This window comes from Arenibacter sp. S6351L (genome assembly GCF_023016025.1).
Lineage (GTDB): Bacteria > Bacteroidota > Bacteroidia > Flavobacteriales > Flavobacteriaceae > Arenibacter > Arenibacter algicola_B.
This window is the reverse complement of sequence record NZ_JALKBB010000005.1, coordinates 112896-136267: the sequence shown is the minus strand read 5'-3', so window position 1 is coordinate 136267 and position 23372 is coordinate 112896. Positions and strand designations below refer to the sequence as shown.

Sequence of the window (23372 nt, the reverse complement as noted above, 5' to 3'; positions counted from 1 at the left end):
CAACCATTCTATGGGAGATGGAATTGCAATTTATATATTACGTAGAAATCCAATGAATTATTTCAATTCCCACTAAAGCTCATAACGCATAGAATGGTAAGGCGCTTTATTATATACATTAAAATGCTACTTGAAAGGAGAGGGGGGAGTACCTTGTAATCGTAACAGAATTCCCAATCGGTATTGGATCAATGCTATTATTGTGCTTATACCAATATAGTCAAATATAAACAATGAAACCGTTAACTCTAAAACGATTTCAAAATTGATAAATTATATCGATCTACTAATATTACTAAATAAAATCCATTAAATTTTCACCAACGGTCAATAATAAGATGGCCACAAAAAAGGATAGGTTAGTTCCAACAATGTTGGCATATCCTTTTTTATGGCCATTTAGACTTTACTTTGTATTCTTAACATTAAGCAGAATTCCTACTTGCGTTAATGTTACCGTACAAAGACCTAATTACTATTTTCTCATACAATTCTTTATATTCCGATTCCCTACTCAATTGCTGAAGGGCAAATTGTTGGATTACCAATAAAGGCAACACTATGTTTTCCCTTATTTTAACCGATTCACGTGAAACCGACTCTTTCTCCATTAAGATCTTGGATTCAGAAATAAGTAACAGCATTTCTTTGGAAAGCAAATATTCCTCATATAGGATGTTCCAGAATTCACCATATTCCTCATCATCCTTCATATAGCTGGTCAGTTCAAAATAACACTTGGCCAAAGACATCATACTATTGAGCATCAATGCTTTAAACAACGGAACTTCTTTGAATAATTTTTTTATATCCTCCAATTTTCCTTGGTCCTTTAAAATCTTTATAGCCGTTCCAATTCCAAAATAACCCGGGACATTCTGTTTAAGCTGGCTCCATGAACCTACAAAGGAAATGGCCCTCAAATCAGTGAGTTCCAATTTTTTCTTATGGCCTCTTTTACCTGGCCTACTCCCTATATTTGCCTTTTGGTAGTATTTTAAAGTACTCTTGTTTTCCAAATATGCAATAAACTTATCATGATTCTTTAAAGCATCGTATTTCTCGAAACTCAGATCGGACAACTCCTCCAATAATTGTCTTGATTCCTTGGAAATAACATTTTCCTTGCCAAAAAAGTTATTGGAAAGTCCGGCCGTTAATAATTGCTCAGAATTATGAATAAACTGCTCCTTAGTGCCATAAGTACTGGTTATGGTCTGGCCCTGAATGGTTAATTGAATTTCATTATTGGCAATATCCTTGGTCTGTGCAGCATAAAATCTATGTGTTTTTCCTCCTCCTCGGGCCGGAGGTCCGCCACGCCCGTCAAAAAAGATAGCCTTTATATTATTTTGATCGCATACGGCAGACAATTTTTCCTTTGTTTTAAAGATTTCCCAATTTGCTTTCACATATCCACCGTCCTTGGTGCCATCTGAAAATCCGAGCATTATGGTTTGCTTATTATGGCGTTGGGCCAGATGCTTTTTATACTCTGGAAGGTCAAACAATTCGTTCATTGTATTTTCAGAACTTTCCATGCCTCTCATGGTTTCGAACAAAGGAATAATATCGAAGGTAATTTTATCCGAATCCCAACCACACCATCTAAATAGTCCGTAAACAAAAAGTACAGAAAAAACGCTCTCGGAATTACTAATAACATATCGGTTACAACCCTCCTCGCCATTTTTCTCCTGAATTCCCCTTAATTGTAGAATATTTTGAATGGTTTCCTTAACAATATCCTCCTCATAATTCTGGACTTGCAAATCTATATCCTTATGGATTAAAATATCTATTAATTCCTGCCTATCCAATTCCCCTATACTTTCTGAAATTAGTCCGTTGGCCTTTAGAATAGCCTCTACAACCTGGGTATGAACGCTATGGTCCTGCCTAATATCCAAAGTGGCAAAATGTGTCCTGAAGATCTTAACCTTGTCTATAAGATGATCTAAATCCTTTAGGTATAACTTGTGGTATTTATTAATCAATATCGACCTAATTTCAAGAAGGGGTTCTATAATTTCATCGTAGCGCAACACTTTGGTGGCATCGAACATGGTATTGTACAAGCGCCCCCTTAAATTGGAAATTACATCTTGAAGTTCCCTAAAAGTTAATTTTTGCTGTAAGTTTTTTACATCGTGATAATAACATTTCATTAGGGTAATACGTAGCTCGTCGGCCACATCCTTGGTAATACTGGAAGTTACAAAAGGGTTTCCATCCCTATCCCCACCGGGCCAAAACCCAAGTTTCATGATGTTGTGATTATTAAAATCCATATCGCCAATATTATCCTTGATGTAAGCATAAAGGTCCCCAACAGCATCATAATAAACATTTCGTAAAATGTATATTATATTTTTGGCTTCATCCAATGGAGTAGGCTTTTTAGCATTGATCAAGGAGGTTAGTCCCAATTGTTGAAGCACAAGATCAATGTCATTGATCTTGTTTTCCAAAATAAGACTCCTTAAATTACTAATGATATCCAATACAGCAGGGGTATAAAATTGGGTAGGGTGCGCCGTTAAAACGATACGTGCACTAAAGGTGGACAATTTTTCCGAAATCTGGTCCCAACTTTTATTTTTGTCCACTAACTGAAAATAATCCCCAATAGTCAGGGAACTACTGTGTTTCTGAAGCTTTGGGAAAGCCGCATCCTCAACACTGTCATACAACACCACCTGTCTTTCCACGTACTGAATAATCCGGAACATAAAATCTATCCTATCCTTTTCCGAATCTATCTTGGCATAGTTTTGAAAGAAAGCGTCTAAAATTTCCTGTGGATTTTTCCCGGATTTCAACCCCTTTTCGGCCTGATCTAACAATAATGGAATCAGCATCCCAACATTTTCAATATTTTGGTATGGCAAATTAAGAAACAAGCTATTATAAATATTGAACTTGTTCTGGACTGATTTTTTAAATTCGTCTAATCTCTCTGATTGAAGCATACGTCTTTAATTACATTCTACATAAACATCCTCCCTTAATTTGGGAACATGAATTTCAAACATTAAATATCGGCATATTTTTAGATTTGAAGGAGGAATTATGTGCCAAACATCAAAATTTAATAGGGACACCTCATAATCAGTTGACTTGACAACAATAATTTTCACAACGCAGGGTAACAAGGTACATTTACATTGTAATAATAAAAAAGTAATTTTTTCATTTTCATATAGTGTTCTCGTAAAAGAGCTTTGCCTGACCGGCAAGGCTCTTTTTAGTTTGGGCCAAATCAAACTCCAACACCTTAAAATAATCAACATATTAAGATCTTCCTTGTGTGTGCCTTTAACTATCCAATGCGCTCTATTCCCGCACCTATAAAATGGCTAATCATGCAAACCTTTGCATAATTAATATTTCCCTATCTTTCGCATTATCAATATTTTATTGTTTTTTTGATTAGCCCCTTCCGCAATAATTATTTATGATTATCCAAAAGTTTAAGCGTATTTATCTTTTACATGAAAACGAATAAGAAATTCTTGTACTCCCTTCTTCCTCTATTATGGATAACAGTTTTATCCGCCCAAAACAAAATGGAGGTTGACTATGTAAATCCACTGATTGGAACCCCATCAGCCGGCTTTATGGAAGGCAGGGATGGTGGAGGCACCATGCCCTGCGTGGGGACCCCTTTTGCAATGACCAATTTTGTGGCACAGACACGGGAAAATAAGATCAGTGAAATGCCATACTTTTATGAAGACAATACCATTCAGGGATTTTTGGCCACTCACCAACCTACGGTGTGGATGGGCGATTATGGCTACGTGTCCGTTATGCCTCAAGTAGGGAAATTAAAACTACTTCCCAAAGACAGGGCCTTGCCCTTTACCCATAAGGATGAAATATCCAAACCTAATTATTACAGTGTTTCCATGGGTGATAAAAGTCGAAAAATAAAAGGGGAAATAGCAGCTGCCTCCCGCTGTGGCATCTTTCAATTCACCTTTCCCAAGTCCGATGAATCCCATATCATTATCCAAGGTATTAATATTACGGAAAACAAAAAGGCGTTTCACGGGTATATCAAAATAGATGAAAATAAAAGAGAAATTACTGGTTACAATCCTGAGAGGATGTCTTCCCATTTAGGTCCTGAACTCAAAAACTTTAAGGGCTACTTTATAATTCAATTTGATAAACCCTTTGAGCGATTTGGAACTTGGAATTCCTTTAGAACGGAGCCCGATATCATAGAAATGGGCAAGGAGCAGACAGGAGCCAGAATGGGCGGATACATTAGTTTTAAAACGGAAAAAAATGAAAAGATCAAAGTCAAAATTGCCACTTCCTTTATAAGCTTGGATCAAGCCCGTGAAAACTTATCCAAGGAAATACCAGATTGGGATTTTAACAAAGTGGTAGAAAACACCCGGGATATTTGGCAAGAAAATCTTTCCAGGATTAAAGTAAAGGGAACTACGGAAGATCAAAAAAGCATTTTCTATACCGCCTTGTTCCACACCATGTTGTTCCCTAGGGAGTTTTCAGAGTACGGCCGCTATTACAGTCCGTTTGACGATAAGGTCCATGAAGGGGTTTCTTATAACGACTACTCCCTTTGGGATACATTTAGGGCCCTGCACCCCCTACTGCATTTTACACATCCAGAACGGGTTAGCCCTATGATACAATCCTTATTACAGATGTACCAAGAGGGCGGGTGGCTGCCAAAATGGCCCAATCCCACCTATACCAACATCATGACGGGGACCCACGCCGACGCCGTAATTGCGGATGCCTATATAAAAGGCTTTAGGGATTACGACCTAGATCTAGCCTATGAAGCCGTTAGAAAAAATGCCATGCACCCACCTTATAGAGACACCGAAAAGCCATGGGGGGACAGGGATGAAGGTACTTTATACGAGGCAAGGGGCGGACTCACCTACTATCATTCCTTAGGGTATGTGGCAGCCGATAAGACTCGGGAATCAGTTACAAGGACCATTGAATTTGGAATAGATGACTATAGCATTGCCCAAATGGCCAAGGATATGGGTAAAATGGAAGACTATGAGAGATTAATGGGATGGAGCAAAAACTACAAAAACCTTTACAATAAGGAGACCGGCTTCCTAAATGCCCGTCTATTTAATGGGGATTGGGACAAAAACGTACAGGAAGGTTTTACGGAAGGTGGACGATGGACCTATTTATTTGGGGCCATGCACGATATACAAGGAAGCATTGAACTCTTTGGAGGAAAGGATAAGTATGCCGCCAAATTAAATGAAAATTTTGATGGGAAGCACTACCGTCATGATAATGAACCGGGACATCATTATGCCTACCTTTTCAACTATGCAGGGCAACCTTGGAAAACCCAAGAGCTTATCCGTAAGCACACCTCAACCATTAATTATAGAAATCATCCTCTAGGAATCAACGGAAACGATGATTGCGGACAAATGTCAGCTTGGTACGTTTTTGGGGTTATGGGATTTTACCCTGTCACTCCGGGAACGGAAATATTTGCCATTGGGGCTCCGCAATTTCCAGAATTCACCCTTAGTCTACGCAAGAACGGTGAGCCAAAATCCTTTAAGATAAAAGCCAACAACCTCTCCGAAGAGAATATGTACATTCAATCCCTGAAATTGGACGGAAAGATATTGGATGAACCTTTTATCACTTATACTCAAATAATGAATGGTGATGTCCTAGAATTTGAAATGGGGAAAAGCCCCAATACCAGTGCTTTTAAAAACAACTAAAAAAGGAGTGTAGTTAATTTGGAGACTTGGCTATGAGTCCAAAACAAAATAAACGGATGGATTAATAATTAAAATCCATCCGTTTATTAATTTTATAAAAGTTCTTCCTATTGTTTTCCAGCTATTAACTTTAACCAAGCCATTATTTCTTGGGTATGGAGTTGGTAATCGCAAATCTCCGGTGGAATTCCTTTCTGTTCCTTTAATGATAAGGCGAATTCCTTTACTTCCTCCAAAGATTTAAAAGCACCGCTTTTGACCAATTTTTCTGATAAAAACAAGCCTATCAATGCCATGTCCGAAGGATTGAATTCAGGATGATATTGCACCCCAAAAAATGAACCTTTTTTAAAGTCGAATGTCATGGCCTGCACCTTGGAATGGGAATTACTGGCTAAAATAATGGCGTTTTCGGGCACCTTTGCTACTTCATCATAATGAATACACAGTGCTGAATACGTCTTTTGACGGTGGGAAGTTAACGGACTTTTCCTTCCCAGCGGGGTAAGATCAATTGGTTCGGAGATTCCAAACTCCAAGCCGTTCTTGCTAAGTGCCACCTTGCCCCCAGCTACTACAGTAGCTATCTGCATGCCCCAGCAGCTGCCGTAAAACGGTACACCGCTCTTGAAAACCTCAGAGGCAAAATTTAATTGCTGTTGAACATCAGGGATATCATCAAGGACACTAAGGGAGCTGCCTGTCCACAATACCCCATCATATTTTTCCAATTGTGCAGCTGTAGGCAATTCACTTGCCCCATCGGCCGGAAAGGCAAAATCTGTCTGTGCCTTTGGGACCAAGCCCCTCAGCATTTCTTGGAACATTAGATGATATGGCTTTATACCAAAAGCCCCCCTTTGCAGGCGTGTTTGTTCGTTATTTCCTTCTACAATTAACAGTTTCACGCTTACAGTCCATTTATATCTCCAGTTACCGCTACTCTAAAAAGTTGCTCCAAATCCTTTGCGTTAACAGGTTTTGCGTTGGAAGGTGTCGAGGGATCTTTAAAAGCCATTTCCCCTATTTCTTTGGCGTTATCAGTATTAATGTCTATATCTTTCAATGTATGCGGAATATTCAATTCTTTTCTCAGACCGATTATATAATCGATAATAGCATCGGTACCTTCCTTTTCCAATCCAAGGACTTTACTTAAATGCACCATTCTATCCTCAATAGCCGCCTTATTCTGTTTTAAGGCATATGGCAATATTATAGCATTTAACAAACCGTGTTGCTTATTGTAAATGGCTCCCAATTGATGGGCCACGGAATGCACGGAACCCAATCCTTTTTGAAAGGCCGTTGCCCCCATAGAGGCAGCTACCAGCATTTGCCCCCTAGCCTCCAAATTTTTTCCGTCCTTAACGGCTATTGGCAAATACTTGGCAATAATGCGGATGGCTTCAATGGCGATACCATCGGCCATAGGATGATACCCTGGAGCACAATAGGCCTCAATGGCATGCACCATGGCATCTACTCCGGTCCAAGCCGTAATATGTGGTGGCAGGCCCAAAGTAAGTTCGGGATCGGATATCACTATTGCCGGTAACATTTTTGGGTGAAAAATGATTTTCTTGGTATGCAATTTTTCATCCAGAATCACCGATGCCCTACCTACCTCCGACCCTGTGCCGGCAGTAGTGGGGACAGCTATAATGGGAGCAATTCCGGCAGGATCGGCATAACTCCAATTATCGCCCACATCTTCAAAATCCCAAAGAGACCTGGTCTGTCCAGACATAAATGCGATGGTCTTGGCCGCATCAATGGCAGAACCACCTCCAAAGGCTATAACTCCATCATGTTTATGTTTTACATAATGGGCCACTCCGTCAACAACATTCTTCTCGGTAGGATTTCCTTGCACATCACTGTATACCGTAAAATTTAACCCATCCTTTTTTAAGATGTTTATGGTATTTTCAACAATATTCAATTTCACCAAGCCCTCGTCAGTAACAAATAAAGGATTCTTGATCCCCAATTTTTGGCATGCCTGTGAGATTTCATTTATTCTACCATTTCCAAACCAGATGGTGGTAGGATAATTCCAATTTGTATTTGCTAATTGCATTAATTCTTATTTTTTAATTCAATAAATTGATTTATAAATTTTATTTCCCTTTTCTAAAATTGAACGATTTCACCCGGGTAACATGGTCGTATCCAATTTTTGATAATGTAACGCCCTTACCGGAATTTTTAACACCCGTCCAAGCCAAGGCAGGATCCAAATAATCGCAACGGTTCATGAATATGGTACCAGTCTCTATTTTCCTCCCCAAATCAATAGCCCTATCCATATCATTTGCCCACAGGGAAGCGGTAAGTCCATATTGGGAATCATTCATCAATCGCAATGCTTCTTCATCGTTTTTAACCTTCATTATACCTACTACAGGTCCAAAGCTTTCCTCGGTCATTACGTCCATAGTATGATCCACATTGACCAACACATGAGGGGATAAATAAGGGGTATCTTTTTTGGATGATGAGAACAAAGACTCCGCCACCAAGGATTTTGCCCCTTTACCCAAGGCCTGCTCTATTTGTTTTCTTACGTAATTGGCCGCATCGGTCTTTACCATAGGCCCCAAATTGGTCCCGGCATCCAAAGGATTCCCTAACTTGTACTGCTTTGTAAGCGCTACAAATCCATCTACAAACTTGTCGTAAAGGGTTTCATGAACATAAATTCTTTCGATACCGCAACAAGATTGACCGCTATTAAAGAATGCTCCATCTACCAAATTTTCTACACTATTCTCCAAATTGGCATCGGCCATTACATAGGCGGGATCTTTTCCTCCCAATTCCAAACCACAGGGAATAAACTTGTTCTGCAATGAATTTTGAACGGCTACTCCACCCTGCACGGAGCCTGTAAAGTACACCCCGTCTATACGGCTATCCGCAATTAATTGGGCTGTATTTTTATGGTTCAGGTGCAGTATTTGAAAAACGCCTTTTGGCAATCCGGCCTTGGCAGCTGCCTTGGCATAACGTTCCGCCACCAATGGGGTTTGAAACGAATGCTTTAAAATTACCACGTTTCCTGCCATTAAAGCCGGAACAATAGCATTTACAGAGGTCAAGAAAGGATAGTTCCATGGGCTCAACACACTAACAACCCCGATTGGAACACGCTCTACCCATCTTTTATCCGGATTCTCGGCATCTACAACTTTATAGTCGCCCAAAGCCTCTTCCGCCACTCCGATCATATAATGGGCACGATCTCCAAAACCCTTTATTTCTCCAGGGGATTGTCCCAAGGGCCTCCCCATTTGCCAGGTTATTTCGAGGGCTATATCATTTTTATCCTGTACAATGGCATCCACGAAGGCCGTTATATACTTAGCACGCTCGGCAATGGTAAGATTGGACCAAATTGGAAAAGCACTTTCAGCCAAATCTAGGGCCTGTTCAATGTCCTTTGGGCCATGTTCTTCGGCAGTATAATAAATAGTGCCGTCTATAGGTGATATGGTATTTATCATTTTTTTAAATTATTTCGAAATAACGTTTTAATTGCCAGTCGGTTATAGCTCCAAGTTGTTGTTGATCTTCCCATAGTCGGGTATACGCATAATGATCCACAAATATATCACCAAACAGGTCCCGTGCAATTTTTGAATTCTTAAATTTCTCAGCAGCATGTGATAATGTCCTGGGCAACTGAAGTTCCTGGGAGAAGTCTACATCGTAAGCGTTTCCTTCAACTCCTTTTGTAGGTTCAATTTTATTCTCTATGCCCCACAATCCGGAACCAATAGCGGCTGCCAGTGCCAAATGGGGATTAATATCGGCTGCAGACACCCTGTATTCCACTCTTTGTGACTTTTCGGAACCAGGGATGGCCCTAAGGGCACAGGTTCTATTATCTAAACCCCATGAGGCCGCCGTAGGAGCCCAAAAACCCGGTATGAGTCGCGTATAACTGTTACATGTAGAGGCCACCATGGCCAAAAATTCGGGCATTAACTTTTGCTGTCCTCCAATAAACCAGCGCATCACATCGGACATGCCATTTGCCTTATTTTTATCGTAGAAGGCAGATGTACCATCAGTATTTTGCAAAGAAATATGAATATGGCCGGATTGACCGGGATAACTGGAAGACCATTTGGCCATAAAGCAAGCCATCAAATTGTTTTGTTGTGCCCAAACCTTTACGAAATTTTTAAACAATGCTCCATTATCGGCCGCCCTTAACGCTTCGGAATATTCAAGCGCCCCTTCCAGTACCCCTGCACCAGTCTCTGTATGCAGTCCTTCCAAAGGCATTTCCATCTCCTTGGAGAGTTCCATTATTTCATGATAAAAATTGGCATGGGTAGAACTTCGCAATATGGAATATCCAAAATTACCTGGGGTCATCGGCTCCAAATTATGATAGTTCTTATCGCGAACGGATTTAGGGGATTCATTAAAAAGGAAAAACTCGAATTCAAAAGAGGCACTTGCCTTAAGCCCTAAGTTCCCCAATCTTTCCAAGGTTTTGCGCAGTATAGATCTTGGACAAACACTAGCAGCACTACTCTCGGAAAAATCCACCAAAAAAATAATGGACTTGAAGTCTTCCGTTGGCAACATTCGCATACTGGAGGCATCTATTGTAGCATTGGCATCGGTAAAACCGTCTGCCCAGCCAGTAAAGGAATCATTCTTATATAATACATCATTGGAGTCCCAACCAAAGATTACACTACAAAAACCAAATCCCTTGTCCAAAGCGGATAGGAACTTTTTGGAATTTACGTATTTCCCACGGAGTACGCCATCGACATCAACAACGGCCAGCTTTATATTTTCAATTTGATGTTCCTGTATATAACTTTTGACCGATTCTATGGTCATTTTTGGTACTTCCTTTTTCATAGGTTTATTATTATTGTTTTCTATTGGCCCAATGAAAACCTCTTAATGGAACGTAAGGTTTCACTTGACTACTTTCTGGTTGATTATTCTATTCTTATTCCATGATTCAACATTATAGCCCGTTGATACATATTCCTGTTTCCACAACTCCCATCCCTAAATAAAAATCCTCCATAAAATTATTGAATAATGCCCACCTCTAGCTATAAAATTTAGTTTTTTACGTTTGCTTTTTTTGCATCGTGTTCCAAGGCAAACTCTTCTTCTGGAGAGAGTATCAATCGATGCCTACCTTGTAGCCCAAAGTACACCAACCCAATGATCAAATACCCAATGGATATAAATACTGCCGTTCTATATGACTGATCCTGTAACTGAAAATATATGATTACACTGGCCAAGAAAATAGTGGACCAAGCACCTAGTTTTCCAAACGGGCTAACATAGGGTCTTTCAAGATCAGGCTTATTCTTCCTTAGCAACAAAAAGGAACCACATTGTAAAATATAGGAGAGCATGGCACTAAAAACAGCGATGTTCAATAAAGCACCCCCAATAAATACCTCACTTTCATTACCGGCTAAAAATTTGGTAACCATTAAAACCGTAAAACCAATGAGAGAGCCAAGAATCAATGCGGTATAGGGCGTTTTTCTTTTGCTATGGGTCAAGGACAATATTACAGGGAAATATCCGGCCCTGGACAAGGAATAAATCTGTCTGCCAAACGCAAAAATTATGGTATGAAAAGAAGCCAACAGGCCAATGGAGGCTACCAAGGCCAAGAGCTTGGCTATATTATCCCCATACAACACCTTAAATCCGTCCAATAAAGGTTCTCCAGACTGTGAAAGTGCATAGGACCCCAAAGGTATGGAGGCATTTAGCCAAAGGATTAAAAAGGCCGAAATAATCAAGGTGATGATGCCATAAGTCAATCCCTTGGGCATATCTTTTTTGGGATCAACGGATTCTTCAGCTGCCAAGGGCAACTGTTCAATAGCCAAAAACAACCACACAGCAAAGGGCATTGCTTTAAGCGCCCCTTCCCATCCCATTGGGAAAAGGGAACCTCCTCCTCCTTCCAAATGTTCTGCACTTCCGTCGGCGCCCGCCTTTATATCCAAGGCATAAGTCATAAAATCGGCACTTCCAATAGAAGACACCCAAAATATGCCCAAACATCCCAAAGCCAATAAAGTTAAGGCCACTGTAAAACGAAAAGATAACTCTACCCCCACAATATTCAAAAGGGTGAAGACCGTATAAAATCCGAACCACCAAAAAGGCAACATTTCTGGTGCCGTCTCAAAAATACCCTGCATATAATTACTAAGAAAAAAAACGATTACGGCCGGAGTAAGTATAAATTCCAAATTCTCTACCAAACCAGTAAAAAATCCGCCCCAAGGCCCCATGGCCGATCTGGCAAAAGAATAAGCACCACCGGTATGCGGCAAGGCTGGAGACATTTCTGCAACGCTCTGGGTAAGTCCAATGTACATTACGGCTACAATACAGGTAGCAACGAACATACCGCCCCATCCCCCAGATGCCAAACCGAGGTTCCATCCGGAAAAATGTCCCGATATCACGGCTCCTACACCCAAAGCCCATAAGGACCAAACACCTGCATGGCGTTTAAGTTCCCTGGATTCAAAATAGGATTTGTCCATTTTCTTGTACTTAACGCCTTTGCTCATATCTATTCTCTTGGTTTTTGGTTTGATTATACACTTCTAAGTTGGTAACTAATATACCATGAAATAAGAAAAATATCACCTTTTAAACTTGAAGGATTAATATTGTCAATAAAAAGACCATGGGGAGGAATCCCCATGGTCCGTAAGATTCATAATAAGTTTATATTAATTGAACATTTAATTATTACTGGCAACATCCCACCAAAGTAGGGTATTTAAATCGTCTCCCCCCATACGGGTAACGGCCTGCTGATAGTTGGCATTATTTGTTGATTTCACAGCATTTGGATACTGAAACCTCACCGGGACCTTTTTATCATTTACAGCATCAGGACCAGGTATTACTTCCGGCATTCCGGTACGTCTCCAATCGGACCAGGCTTCAAAACCGGTATAAAAGAGGGCTATCCATTTTTGCAAGGCTACTCTTTCCAGCTTTTCAGCGGTTGTTCCTGTATAGGCCACTGCCGTTTGTGCAATATAGGCATCCAGGTCAAAAGCTTGTAGGTCGGCAGCAATCTCGTTCCATCCCCCAGCAATTATCCTATCCAAATAATACGAAAAGGAAGCTCTTATACCATTTTCATAGTAAGTGGCGGCATCGCCTACAGTTATGAAATTTCTTTCCCTAGCCTCGGCCAGGATAAACTGAAGCTCTGAATAATCCATTATGATCGTCTGGGAAGCTGTTGGTGAAGCAAGCTCCACGTTACAGGCCCTGCACGCCAATAAAATCCCTATTCTGGAGATAAAATTGGACCCTACCTCATTGGGGTTTCCGGTGGGGCTGTACCCTAAGGCCGCCTCATCGTCCAAACCGTTGGGCATACCTACGTAATCATCCAAATTGTCGGAATAGATTCCTTTTCCGGAATTGGAAGTAGGCTGTGCAAAAACGATAAGTCTTCTATCATTTAGATCCTTCAATCTGGTCTCCAAGGTAAGGCTCAACCTAACCTCATCAAAACTACCGGATCGGGTATTATATTTGGGTTGTGGATTATCGGAATTCCACTGCAATAATGCTGCATCCCCATTGCTCTCAAATATGGGATAGGTTGTTGGATCTCCCATAATCTCCACCATACCGGCGGTAGCTTTGGATTGATCCACATCACTTATCCTCATTAAGAGACGAAGCCTGAGCGAATTGGCAAACTTCCTCCATTTCAATACATCACCACCGTACAATATATCCCCGGATATATTTTGAGTACCTGTCAATGCGGTGTTGGCGGCTTTTAGGTCGGCCAATAATCCGTCATAAATTTCCTGTTGAGGCGTAAACTCGGGTGTAATATTATCATCGCTGATCCCCTTTACAGCATCCGTGTAGGGGACATCGCCATAAGAATCCGTTAGATAGGAATAGATCCACGATTTAACGATCAGCCCAACGCCATAGTAATTCTGGCGATCCGGATTTTCCCTGGTATCACGAATAATATTCTCAATATCGCGCAGCCCGTCATAGGCATCGTTGTATGGATTGTCGGTCGGGGACCACTGGTATATATCCCCGGAGGTAAACTGCAGTCGAGCTCCATATTGAACTACTGTAAAGCCTTCTTCCCATCCTTGGTTACCCCAGTTATAGGCCATTTGTCTTAAAACCCCGGGCAAAAGCAGTTCCGAGGAAGCCTGCTCGGGAAAGTTGGGGTTTTGATTTATTTCCTCAAAGTCTTCCGTACAACCCATGAAAGCTGCCAAAAGAAACATCACGAAGAAACCCTTTTTTGATATATGTATGTTTTTCATCTTTTATGCAATTAAAAATCGATTTGTAAATTCAGAGTGTATGTTTTGGTACTGGGATAGGACATATTCTCTATACCGGGCTGCAGGGTACCACCAGCAACCGAGACCGTTTCCGGATCAAAATGAGGGTTGTCCGTCCAAAGTGCCAAATTTCTACCTGTCAGGGATAATCTTGCCTTACTTATGGGAAGCTTATCTATAATTTTCTTGGAAAGACTATAGCCCAAAGTTACTTCGCGCAATTTGGTATATGAAGCATCATATTTGGCCGCCTCTACATTATCCCGCTCATAGTAGCGGTTATTGTAGGTCCTAACATCCACGTTTATGGTGTTGGGCGTATATACCCCAGGAGATGTCTCCAATACCCCTTCTGCAACGATTCCAGTTTCCCTTCCTTCCAAAGTTTCCTTTAATTGCCCAGAAGTGGATCCTATCGTTTTGGTCCTGGATACTACTATTCCCCCTTGTCTTATATCGAACATAAATCCAAAATCCAAAGATTTATACTTAAAACTGTTGAGTATTCCCAAGGTATAATCAGGGGCATAATCGCCCTGAAACACCAAATCGTCCGTCCTAATGGGGATACCACTGTTATTTACGATCATTTGGCCATAATACTGACTGTTCTCATCTTCTACGCGTTGGAATCCCCTTCCATAAATAGCACTGATGGAACCGCCTTCCCTAGCTTGGATAAAAACACTGTTCCTTTCTGTAAGCGTATAATCTATACCTCCCAGATCGGTAACCTCACTTCTGTTTCTGGAATAGTTGAACATAGTGTTCCAACTGAAATTTTCCGTCCTCACGGGAACAACGTTCAACATGGCCTCGAACCCATAATTCCTTACTTCACCCGCGTTGATCAACTTACTGGTATATCCACTGGAAATATCCGTGCTTATAGGTATGATCTGGTTCTTGGTACGCCCATCATAATAGGTAGCATCCAAATTCAGCCTACTTTGGAACAAACGGATATCGGCACCAATCTCATAGGATGATGTAATCTCAGGTTTTAAATCGGCATTGGGGATCAAAGAGGATTCCGTTAAAATTGGATTATCCCCAAAAGGTGTTTCATTGGTAAAGAAACTGGACAACTTATAAGGGTCCGTATCATTACCCACCTCGGCATATGCCGCCCTTAATTTTGCAAAGGACACAAATTCCGGCATTTTAAAAATATCGCTAGCTATGGCACTCAAGGTAACCGAAGGGTAGAAATATGAATTATTATCCGTAGGCAGTGTACTGGACCAATCGTTACGTCCTGTTACATCCAAGAAAAGCAAATTGTCATAGGCAAACCTGGCAAAACCATAGAGACTGTTTATCCTCTTCTGTTCGTTGTTGGTATATACCTCGAGCGGTCTTCTGGTGTTATTAAAGGAATACACGCCGGGATTGATCAACTGCGGGGCAACTGTCTGTGTATACTCCTGTTTCTGACGAAATTGGTTGCCACCGGCAGATATATTTACGTTCCATTTTTCGTTGAAGGTCTTATCATAGGACAAAAGGAAATCCGTATTGGATTCTTCAAAAAATACATTGTCCTCCCTATAATAACCTAGAGGGAAACGCTGGGTACTAAACGCTCTTTTCTTGGTCCTTAGATCTCGATAAAAATCCCTCCCGGTCCTTACCATTAAACTCCAATTATCGTTTATGGTGTAATTGGCACTAATATTTCCATATACCCTGTCCTTGTTCTGTGAATTGGTATTCTCATATACGTTGAAGAAAGGGTTGTCGTGATAATTGTAATTATAGTTGAACTGCTGAAGATTTTCCCTGCCGGGCATCCAATAATCCCTCATACTATTGGTATTCAATTGCCTACCGTACCAAATAAAGAGATACATGATACTTTCCGTACCATAGCTTAGGGATGGCCTATTGTCACTATCGGATTTTATATAATTTACATTGGTATTGATCGTTAATTTATCGGTAAGGTTAAGGCCTGTATTCAAATTAAAGCTATTTCGCCTTAGGTCCGTATTGGGTACTATGCCCTCCTGATCCAAATTTTGGTAGGAGAACCTGATATTGCCCAAGTCTCCAGATTTGGAAATGGCAATGCTATTGGTCTTTGTGTATCCCGTATTAAAGAAATCCAAGGTATTGTCCGGCATGGACACCCATGGTGTAGGGGTAATTGGCGAATCGCTCACCAGGTAGTCTCCTCCCCTTGTTCCATCGGCCCTGGGTGAATCAAACTGTGGAATCATTAGCCCAGTGTCCAATCTTGGCCCCCAACTTTCGTCAACACCATCGGCGATACCACTTCCACTTCCATCAACAAATGCAAACTGCTGGTTGTTACCTTGACCGTATTCGTTTTGCCAATCTGGCAATAACAAAACACTTTCCATTGTAATTCCAGAATTGATGCTAACTCCCAATTGGCCTTTTTTGGTATTTCCCTTTTTAGTGGTTATAATAATGGCTCCGTTAGCAGCCCTGGCCCCATAAAGTGCCGCGGCGGCAGGACCTTTTAACACGTTGATGGATTCTATGTTCTCAGGATTTATTTCGGAAGCCCCATTTCCGTAATCCACATCCTGTGTTCCAGAACCGCTGGAACCTACAATTTCATTGCTAATAGGAGTACCATCCACAATAAACAAAGGGGAGTTGCCATTGATGTTCAAGGAAGCATCACCCCTTATAGATACCCTGGCAGAACCTCCCAGGCCCGAGGGGCTGTTGGTAATCTGTAGACCGGCCACTTTTCCTGAAATGCCATTTAAAAGATTGGGTTCCCTAGCCGCGGATACCTGGTCTCCATCAAGCTCCTGGGACGCATATCCCAAGGACTTCTTTTCCCTCTTAATACCCAAGGCGGTTACTACTACTTCACTTAGACCTGTAGCACTCTCTTCCAAGGCAATGGAGACATTGGTTTGCCCATTTAGTGACTTTTCCGTGGTAGTAAACCCTATGTATGAAACGACCAGAACTGCGTTTGGCCCATTTACATCTAAGGAAAAATTACCGTCAAAATCGGACTGGGTACCGTTGGTAGTTCCTTTTTCCAATACGTTCGCCCCAGGCAAAGGACTACCATCGCTGTCCAAAATAGTACCATTTACCTTAAACGGCTGATATAACTCCACCTTTTTTTCTTCCTCCCTAGTTAAAGGGGGAATATTTTTTTCCGGCCTAAGCACTATCTGTTTATCCAATACCTCATAGGTAATGTGCATCTTAGAAAAAATTCTATCAAGAATTGTAGTTACCAATTCTTTATCAGCGCTCACAGAGACAATTTTTTTATAATCTACCTCCTTATCATTATACATGAATTTGAATTCTGTAAGCGACTCAATTTTGTTCAATACACTTTCTACGCTTACATTTTCGAGGTTCAAGGTAACTTTGGTCTTTTGACCATAAGTTTCGTTAGCATGAATTTGAAAAAACGAAACAATCAATAGCAACAATGTAGTTAGCTTCATTTTCAAATCATATTGTAGCTGAAAATGGGATTCCCTCCCCAGCCTAATTAGGTTTTTCATATTTTTGCAGTGTTTTTTAAGTGGTTAATTAATTTAATCACGTTCTATCGGGGAGTGTTGGCGCACTTTCCGATTTTTTTTTTGCTTTTACACCTTATAATTTAAGTGTTCAAAAAATATTGTGATCTGTTCAAATTTTGGAAAGTCTAATTCATTGGCTGTTGTTTTGTTTAGTTAGTTAGTTGATAATTATTTGTCTGTCGTTGATCTTGTATTCCATTTCGTAGGTGACGTTGAAGGTTTTAAACACTTGATCAATGCTTTCAACGTCAAAACTTGCCGTAAACAATTCGTCATTAAGTTCGGGATTATTGTTCACGATATCCACATTATAGTGCCGTTCCAATTTTTTCACAATATTCTTAAAAGGCACATGCCTCAATATGATTTTCCCATTCAACCAATCGGTATGCATAGCAATATCTGCTTCTTCTACTAAAATTTGTTTATTGTTTTTATTCCATTCTGCCTTAAAGCCAGGTTCCAGCAAAAAAGCATTGGAAGAATCAAAAGTGTCCCGTTCATTGTAAACCGAAACTGACCCCTCTATAAGCGTAGTATTGACAAATTGATCTTCCGGATAGGAGGATAAATTAAATTTTGTCCCCAGTACACGTACATTAAGTTCATTAGTATTGACTATAAATGGATTTACCGAGTCCTTAGCTACATTAAAAAAAGCTTCCCCATCCAGAAAAACCTGCCTGTTTTTTGTTTTTAAGAACTGTACTGGATACTTGAGGGATGTTCCTGAATTAAGAGTTACCTCTGTACCATCGGAAAGCAATAAGTCAAATCTTTTGCCATAGGGAACCGTGAGCGTATTGTAGATCAACTCCTTTTTTGAAGTCCCATTGTTTTTATAGATTAATTGTGACCCTTGTTGTGCCCCCAATACAATACCTTCTGTATCTACCACCTTAGTAGCCCCACCTTCAGAAATTACCTCAATATTCCCATTTTCCAATTGTAATATAATGGCATCCCCAGGAATAATTGGTGCCGTACGGGAATCTATAATGACATCCCTAAATATAAAACCTAGCCCTACAAGAATTGCTAAAACAGCAGCAGATTTCAAAATTGTTCCTGGAATGCGACCTCTATTTCTGGAAGTAGGATTATTGGTATTGAAAATGCCATGGTAAGAAGCATCTAAATCTACATCCGTATCACCCAAGGTGGAGGCCACATATTTGGCCTTGATCTCAAAGAATCTTTCTGCATTTTGATCTGAAGAAACAATCCAGTCCTGAACTTCCTTTTCCTCCTTTGAAGTTGCAGTACCCCTTAAGTATTTATATATTTTTTGATCCAGCATCGTCATGTGTTACCATTTATAGACGATTCAAAAAAGATTTACACCTAGTGCTGAATAATAAATTTATTGGGAAATTGAGATAAATTCCCTTAAATGAAACCTCATATGCCTCAGGGCAGTGGCAATATGGTTATCTACCGTTTTGTGTGAAATGCCCATCTGCACAGCTATTTCACCATGCTTCAATCCCTCTAGTCGGCTCTTTTTGAAAATATTTTTACATTTTTCAGGTAATAATTCTATGCTCTGAATTATTTTGCTTTCCAATTCATTTTCAAGTAACAGGGAGGCCGCCTCATCATGAATAAATTTATACTGAATTTGAGATTTTAGGCGATAACTGTTATCTATGTAGTTCCTTTTAACCTTTTCGTGCCTCAGTTGGTCCAGGCACAAATTCTTGGTCATGGTATATAAATAATTATTAATATTGGACACTTCGCCCAGAGATTCTTTATTTTCCCATATTTTAAGAAATACGTTCTGTACTATACTTTCGGCTTCCTGTTGGTAGACTAGATATCCTTTTGCAATTTGTACGAGTTTGGTATAGTAGAGTCTGAACAAGGTCTCCAATGCGCACTTCTCACCCTTTTCCAAAAGGGAAAGAAAAAGCTCATTGTTGATATTAGGCTGACCTTTTTTCAACTTATAAATGGGTTTAAATTCCGGTTCTATGAATTTACCAACCTAGAAAGCATCTTCTTCCTATTAAAATGGCCTAGGGACCCATCTAAACTTTCCTCTTCACCATCCCGATCATTCTAAATTTATAGGTAATGCATCCAATTCGTTTCCCTTGCCCAGCAGCATCCCAATTCTTGATAAATACAAATTCATCCCAATTTAACAAAAAATTACAATTTAACCAAGAATCAATTTTTTTTACTCAGCCTATAAAAATTGATTTTAGATTTTCTTAATTTTTCGGAACCTAATTGCCTATTTCTGCAATTTTTACGGGTCTTTTTTCCTTTAATGATTTTATGGCAGCTAGTCCAATTTGCAGTGACCGTAATCCATCGGTGCCGTCTACCGCCATGGCATCACCATTTTTTAGACTTGCCACATAACTGGCCATTTCGGATTTATAAGCTGCCGCATACCTTTCCAAAAAGAAATGCAGGGGTAGTGCCCCTAGGATTCCCTTGTTGGTATAAAGACGATGTGAATCTTCATAATTATTGTCTGCCTGCGCCATTCCCTTGGATCCGAAAACCTCTATTCTTTGGTCATAGCCATAAGCAGCTTCCCTACTATTGTCTATAACGGCCATGGTACCGTCCGTATAGGTCAAGGTAACCACTGCGGTGTCTATATCCCCGGCCTCGCCAATAGCAGGATCCACAAGAACTGCCCCTTTGGCATAGACCTCCTGAACTTCCTTACCTACTACAAATCTGGCCATATCAAAATCGTGTATGGTCATATCCAAAAAGAGACCTCCGGATTGTTTAATATAGCTTACCGGTGGTGCTCCTGGGTCCCGACTTGTAATTTTCACCAAGTGGGGCTGCCCTACGGCACCCTGCTTTACCAAATCATGAACTTTTCTAAACTCCTTATCGAACCGGCGATTAAAACCCAACATCAATTTAATATTGGCTTCTTTGACCACTTTTAAAACCTCAACAACGCGTTGCATGGATAGATCCAACGGTTTTTCGCAAAAAACATGGATACCCGCTTTGGCCGCCATCTCAACATAATCGGCATGGGTATCGGTTGGGGAACAGATGACCACGGAATCGAAGGGTGCAATAGCCAATAACTGCTCAAAGGTATCCGTGATATGAGGTATCTTCTTTTCCTGCGCATATTTCCGACATTCTTCCATAGGATCCATTACGGCTACCACTTCTACATGGTCCATCTGAAGCAGGTTTTCCAAATGGATCTTCCCTATCCTTCCCAATCCTGCTACGGCGAATTTAACTTTTGTCATCGTTTTATATTTCTTAATGATAGTTTTCTCAATATTCAATTACCTAAAGCCCCAAGGATTTTATATAGTCCCTATTGGCCTGTGCACATATTTTTGGGTTTCCCATGCCTGGTAAAATATCCTGCTCCACCACGATCCAATCATTGTATTTCATTTCTTCCAACAATTTTACAATAGCCTGAAAATCTACCGCACCTTTCCCCAACTCACAAAACACCCCACGTTTAATGGCATCAAAATAATCCCCGTTTACCTCCCGTGAAGCTTTGGCGGCTTCTGGACTATAATCCTTAAAATGGACATGCCATATTCTTTTGCCATACTTTTTCAGGGCCTTTACGGGATCACCTCCTCCAAAGGCATAATGCCCCATATCCAAACACAATCCCAATAAATCCGGATCGGTCAAGGCCATAAGCTTATCTATTTCCTCAGGGGTTTCTACATATCCCGCACAATGGTGGTGGAACACTGTTCTTATGCCATAGGCATCCTTCACTGCCTTCGCTATCTTTTCTGCACCCGCGGCATATACTTTCCACTGTTCTTCCGTGAGTCCCATTGCCGCTGTAATTCTCCCCGCATTTTTGGTACGTTCCGGTATGGAACCATTATCATCTGCCAATACAATAAAGGAATTTTTGTAGCCGGCATTGAACATAAGCTCCGCTACTTTTAAGGCGGAGATCACCCCTGCATCATGGTTGGACTCCTGAGCCAAAGCAACAGGAACAAAGGCTCCCAAAAGATCCAAATGTCTTTTGTCCAATTCCACCTTTAGTAGGCTGGGCGTGGTGGGCATATAGCCCCAGTCGCCCAATTCGGTACCAATATATCCAGTTTCCTTTATTTCATCCAGAACCTGTTCAAAACCTATCTCTTCGGATTTTTCCTCCAGGTCAAATTCCAAGGCGCCCCATGAGCATGGAGCATTTGCGATTTTCATCATTTTATAATCCGATTAAAATTTTCTTGACCAAATATTCGGCCATCTTTCTATAATTACCTTGGTCTGTGTAAAGAATTCTATAGAATGTTTGCCCTGACCGTGCAGGTCGCCAAAAAAGCTATCCTTCCAACCACTAAAGGGGAATTGGGCCATAGGGGCCGCCACCCCTATATTGATTCCAATATTTCCGGCATCGGCCTCATTTCTAAACCTTCTGGCATTGGCGCCGCTACCGGTAAACAAACAGGCCATATTTCCGTAATTCCCACTATTGACAAACTTTAGGGCGTCATCTATATTTTTCATGGATATAAGACTCATCACGGGGCCAAAAATCTCCGTCCTAATAAGTTCCTTGTCCAAGGCTACGTTCTCCAAAATAGTAGGGTTTAGGAAGTTTCCTTTTTCATAGCCCGCAATGGAAGCATTTCGACCGTCCAATAGTACTTTGGCACCTTCATCTATTCCTTTTTGTATCAATCCAGTTATTCTCGCCTTACTTTCAGGAGTAATTACAGGCCCCATATTAACCTCCCTGTCCAAACCGTAACCGGTAGTTCTGGATTTAACGGTTTCATAGAGAGCATCCTTTATCTGTCTTTTTTGGTCATCCACAGTGATAATCGTAGAAGCGGCCAAACATCTTTGGCCCGCACATCCATAAACGGAATCCGCGATTATTCTTGTGGACATTTCAATATCCGCATCGGGCAGGATCACTACCGGGTTTTTGGCCCCACCCTGTGCCTGTACCCTCTTTCCATTGGCCGTGCCCTTGGAATAAATATACCTGGCCACCGGGGTACTACCCACAAAACTGACTGCTTTAATAGTAGGGTGTTCCAAAATGGCATCCACAGAATCCTTGCCTCCGTGCACCAAGCTGACCAACCCTTTGGGTATATCCAGCTGATCTATGAATTCAAAAATCTTCATCATGGTCATGGGCACCTTTTCGGAAGGCTTTACCACAAAGGCATTACCCGTTGCAATGGCATAGGGCAAGAACCAAAAAACAATCATACTGGGAAAGTTGAACGGGGTTATACAAGCTGCCACGCCTATAGGCTGCCTGATCATCATCTCGTCTATTCCCGTAGCAATATCCTCAATAACATCTCCCGCCATTAACATAGGCGTTCCACAGGCTACCTCAATATTTTCGATTGCTCTTTGAATTTCCCCTACGGATTCCCCATAGGTTTTACCAGATTCCTTGGTAATAATTTCGGCAAGTACCTCGGTATTTTCCTCCATTAGGGACTTTAACCGATATAGCACTTGAACCCTTTTAAGCACCGGAACCTTACTCCATTCCTGATATGCTTTGGACGCTGAAGCTACCGCCAAATCAACATCTTTTTGGGTACCCTTTCCATAAGGCACCTTGGCCAAGATTTCCTGGGTAGCAGGGTTTACAATATCTATTGTTTCTTTGGATGTGCTTGGTGTCCAAGCTCCATCGATATAATTTTTTAGAATTTCCATTTTTTAATTATTTAATAATTTTGATCATGGTA

Annotated in this window: 14 protein-coding genes; 1 reads left to right on the top strand and 13 read right to left on the bottom strand. The window is 40.8% G+C overall.

Features of this window, described 5'->3' with window-relative positions; all coding sequences use genetic code 11:
• Nucleotides 1-425: 425 nt before the first annotated feature.
• Complete coding sequence (locus MWU82_RS06015) at nt 426-2972, bottom strand: phosphoenolpyruvate carboxylase (protein WP_215947278.1); 2547 nt, start codon at nt 2970-2972, stop codon at nt 426-428.
• Between the two features lie 522 nt (nt 2973-3494).
• Here MWU82_RS06015 and MWU82_RS06010 point away from each other — a divergent pair.
• On the top strand, nt 3495-5753 hold the full coding sequence (locus tag MWU82_RS06010; protein ID WP_247095646.1) for a GH92 family glycosyl hydrolase: 2259 nt from the start codon (nt 3495-3497) through the stop codon (nt 5751-5753).
• A 107-nt stretch (nt 5754-5860) separates the two neighbouring features.
• Here the strand turns inward: MWU82_RS06010 and MWU82_RS06005 are convergent, their stop codons facing one another.
• The 12 genes from MWU82_RS06005 to MWU82_RS05950 all read right to left on the bottom strand — a co-directional run bounded on the left by MWU82_RS06005 (nt 5861) and on the right by MWU82_RS05950 (nt 23340).
• Nucleotides 5861-6661 carry a type 1 glutamine amidotransferase gene (locus tag MWU82_RS06005; protein ID WP_247095644.1) on the bottom strand — a complete coding sequence of 267 codons (801 nt, stop codon included), beginning with the start codon at nt 6659-6661 and terminating at the stop codon, nt 5861-5863.
• A 2-nt stretch (nt 6662-6663) separates the two neighbouring features.
• A complete protein-coding gene (locus MWU82_RS06000; RefSeq protein ID WP_215947276.1) occupies nt 6664-7836 on the bottom strand; it encodes an iron-containing alcohol dehydrogenase in 1173 nt (390 codons plus the stop codon).
• 40 nt (nt 7837-7876) lie between these two features.
• The gene (locus MWU82_RS05995; RefSeq protein WP_247095642.1) at nt 7877-9262 is read right to left on the bottom strand and encodes an aldehyde dehydrogenase family protein; all 1386 of its coding nucleotides are present in this window, start codon (nt 9260-9262) and stop codon (nt 7877-7879) included.
• Between the two features lie 4 nt (nt 9263-9266).
• Nucleotides 9267-10643 (bottom strand): glutamine synthetase family protein, encoded by a 1377-nt coding sequence (locus MWU82_RS05990; RefSeq protein WP_247095641.1) that lies wholly within the window; start codon nt 10641-10643, stop codon nt 9267-9269.
• Nucleotides 10644-10855: 212 nt separating this feature from the next.
• Complete coding sequence (locus MWU82_RS05985; protein WP_247095639.1) at nt 10856-12346, bottom strand: amino acid permease; 1491 nt, start codon at nt 12344-12346, stop codon at nt 10856-10858.
• A gap of 177 nt (nt 12347-12523) precedes the next feature.
• Entirely contained in the window at nt 12524-14104 is a 1581-nt protein-coding gene (locus tag MWU82_RS05980) for a SusD/RagB family nutrient-binding outer membrane lipoprotein (protein WP_247095637.1), read from the bottom strand.
• A gap of 11 nt (nt 14105-14115) precedes the next feature.
• Nucleotides 14116-17637: a SusC/RagA family TonB-linked outer membrane protein gene (locus MWU82_RS05975; RefSeq protein ID WP_247095636.1), complete on the bottom strand. Its 3522-nt coding sequence runs from the start codon at nt 17635-17637 to the stop codon at nt 14116-14118.
• Nucleotides 17638-17815: 178 nt separating this feature from the next.
• Nucleotides 17816-18964: a FecR domain-containing protein gene (locus tag MWU82_RS05970; protein ID WP_247095635.1), complete on the bottom strand. Its 1149-nt coding sequence runs from the start codon at nt 18962-18964 to the stop codon at nt 17816-17818.
• A gap of 57 nt (nt 18965-19021) precedes the next feature.
• Complete coding sequence (locus MWU82_RS05965; RefSeq protein WP_247095633.1) at nt 19022-19606, bottom strand: RNA polymerase sigma-70 factor; 585 nt, start codon at nt 19604-19606, stop codon at nt 19022-19024.
• Between the two features lie 286 nt (nt 19607-19892).
• Nucleotides 19893-20903, bottom strand: coding sequence for an inositol 2-dehydrogenase (gene iolG / locus MWU82_RS05960; protein WP_215947269.1), 1011 nt, complete (start codon nt 20901-20903; stop codon nt 19893-19895).
• Nucleotides 20904-20946: 43 nt separating this feature from the next.
• A complete protein-coding gene (locus MWU82_RS05955; RefSeq protein WP_247095632.1) occupies nt 20947-21852 on the bottom strand; it encodes a sugar phosphate isomerase/epimerase in 906 nt (301 codons plus the stop codon).
• 12 nt (nt 21853-21864) lie between these two features.
• Complete coding sequence (locus MWU82_RS05950) at nt 21865-23340, bottom strand: CoA-acylating methylmalonate-semialdehyde dehydrogenase (protein ID WP_247095631.1); 1476 nt, start codon at nt 23338-23340, stop codon at nt 21865-21867.
• Nucleotides 23341-23372 lie beyond the last annotated feature (32 nt).

Coding starts and splice junctions, on each gene's coding strand:
- MWU82_RS06015 (WP_215947278.1), bottom strand. CDS start 2,972: ATGCTTCAATCAGAGAGATTAGACGAATTTAAAAAATCAGTCCAGAAC.
- MWU82_RS05955 (WP_247095632.1), bottom strand. CDS start 21,852: ATGATGAAAATCGCAAATGCTCCATGCTCATGGGGCGCCTTGGAATTT.
- iolG (WP_215947269.1), bottom strand. CDS start 20,903: ATGACAAAAGTTAAATTCGCCGTAGCAGGATTGGGAAGGATAGGGAAG.
- MWU82_RS05980 (WP_247095637.1), bottom strand. CDS start 14,104: ATGAAAAACATACATATATCAAAAAAGGGTTTCTTCGTGATGTTTCTT.
- MWU82_RS05950 (WP_247095631.1), bottom strand. CDS start 23,340: ATGGAAATTCTAAAAAATTATATCGATGGAGCTTGGACACCAAGCACA.
- MWU82_RS05995 (WP_247095642.1), bottom strand. CDS start 9,262: ATGATAAATACCATATCACCTATAGACGGCACTATTTATTATACTGCC.
- MWU82_RS05970 (WP_247095635.1), bottom strand. CDS start 18,964: ATGACGATGCTGGATCAAAAAATATATAAATACTTAAGGGGTACTGCA.
- MWU82_RS05985 (WP_247095639.1), bottom strand. CDS start 12,346: ATGAGCAAAGGCGTTAAGTACAAGAAAATGGACAAATCCTATTTTGAA.
- MWU82_RS06000 (WP_215947276.1), bottom strand. CDS start 7,836: ATGCAATTAGCAAATACAAATTGGAATTATCCTACCACCATCTGGTTT.
- MWU82_RS05990 (WP_247095641.1), bottom strand. CDS start 10,643: ATGAAAAAGGAAGTACCAAAAATGACCATAGAATCGGTCAAAAGTTAT.
- MWU82_RS05975 (WP_247095636.1), bottom strand. CDS start 17,637: ATGAAAAACCTAATTAGGCTGGGGAGGGAATCCCATTTTCAGCTACAA.
- MWU82_RS06010 (WP_247095646.1), top strand. CDS start 3,495: ATGAAAACGAATAAGAAATTCTTGTACTCCCTTCTTCCTCTATTATGG.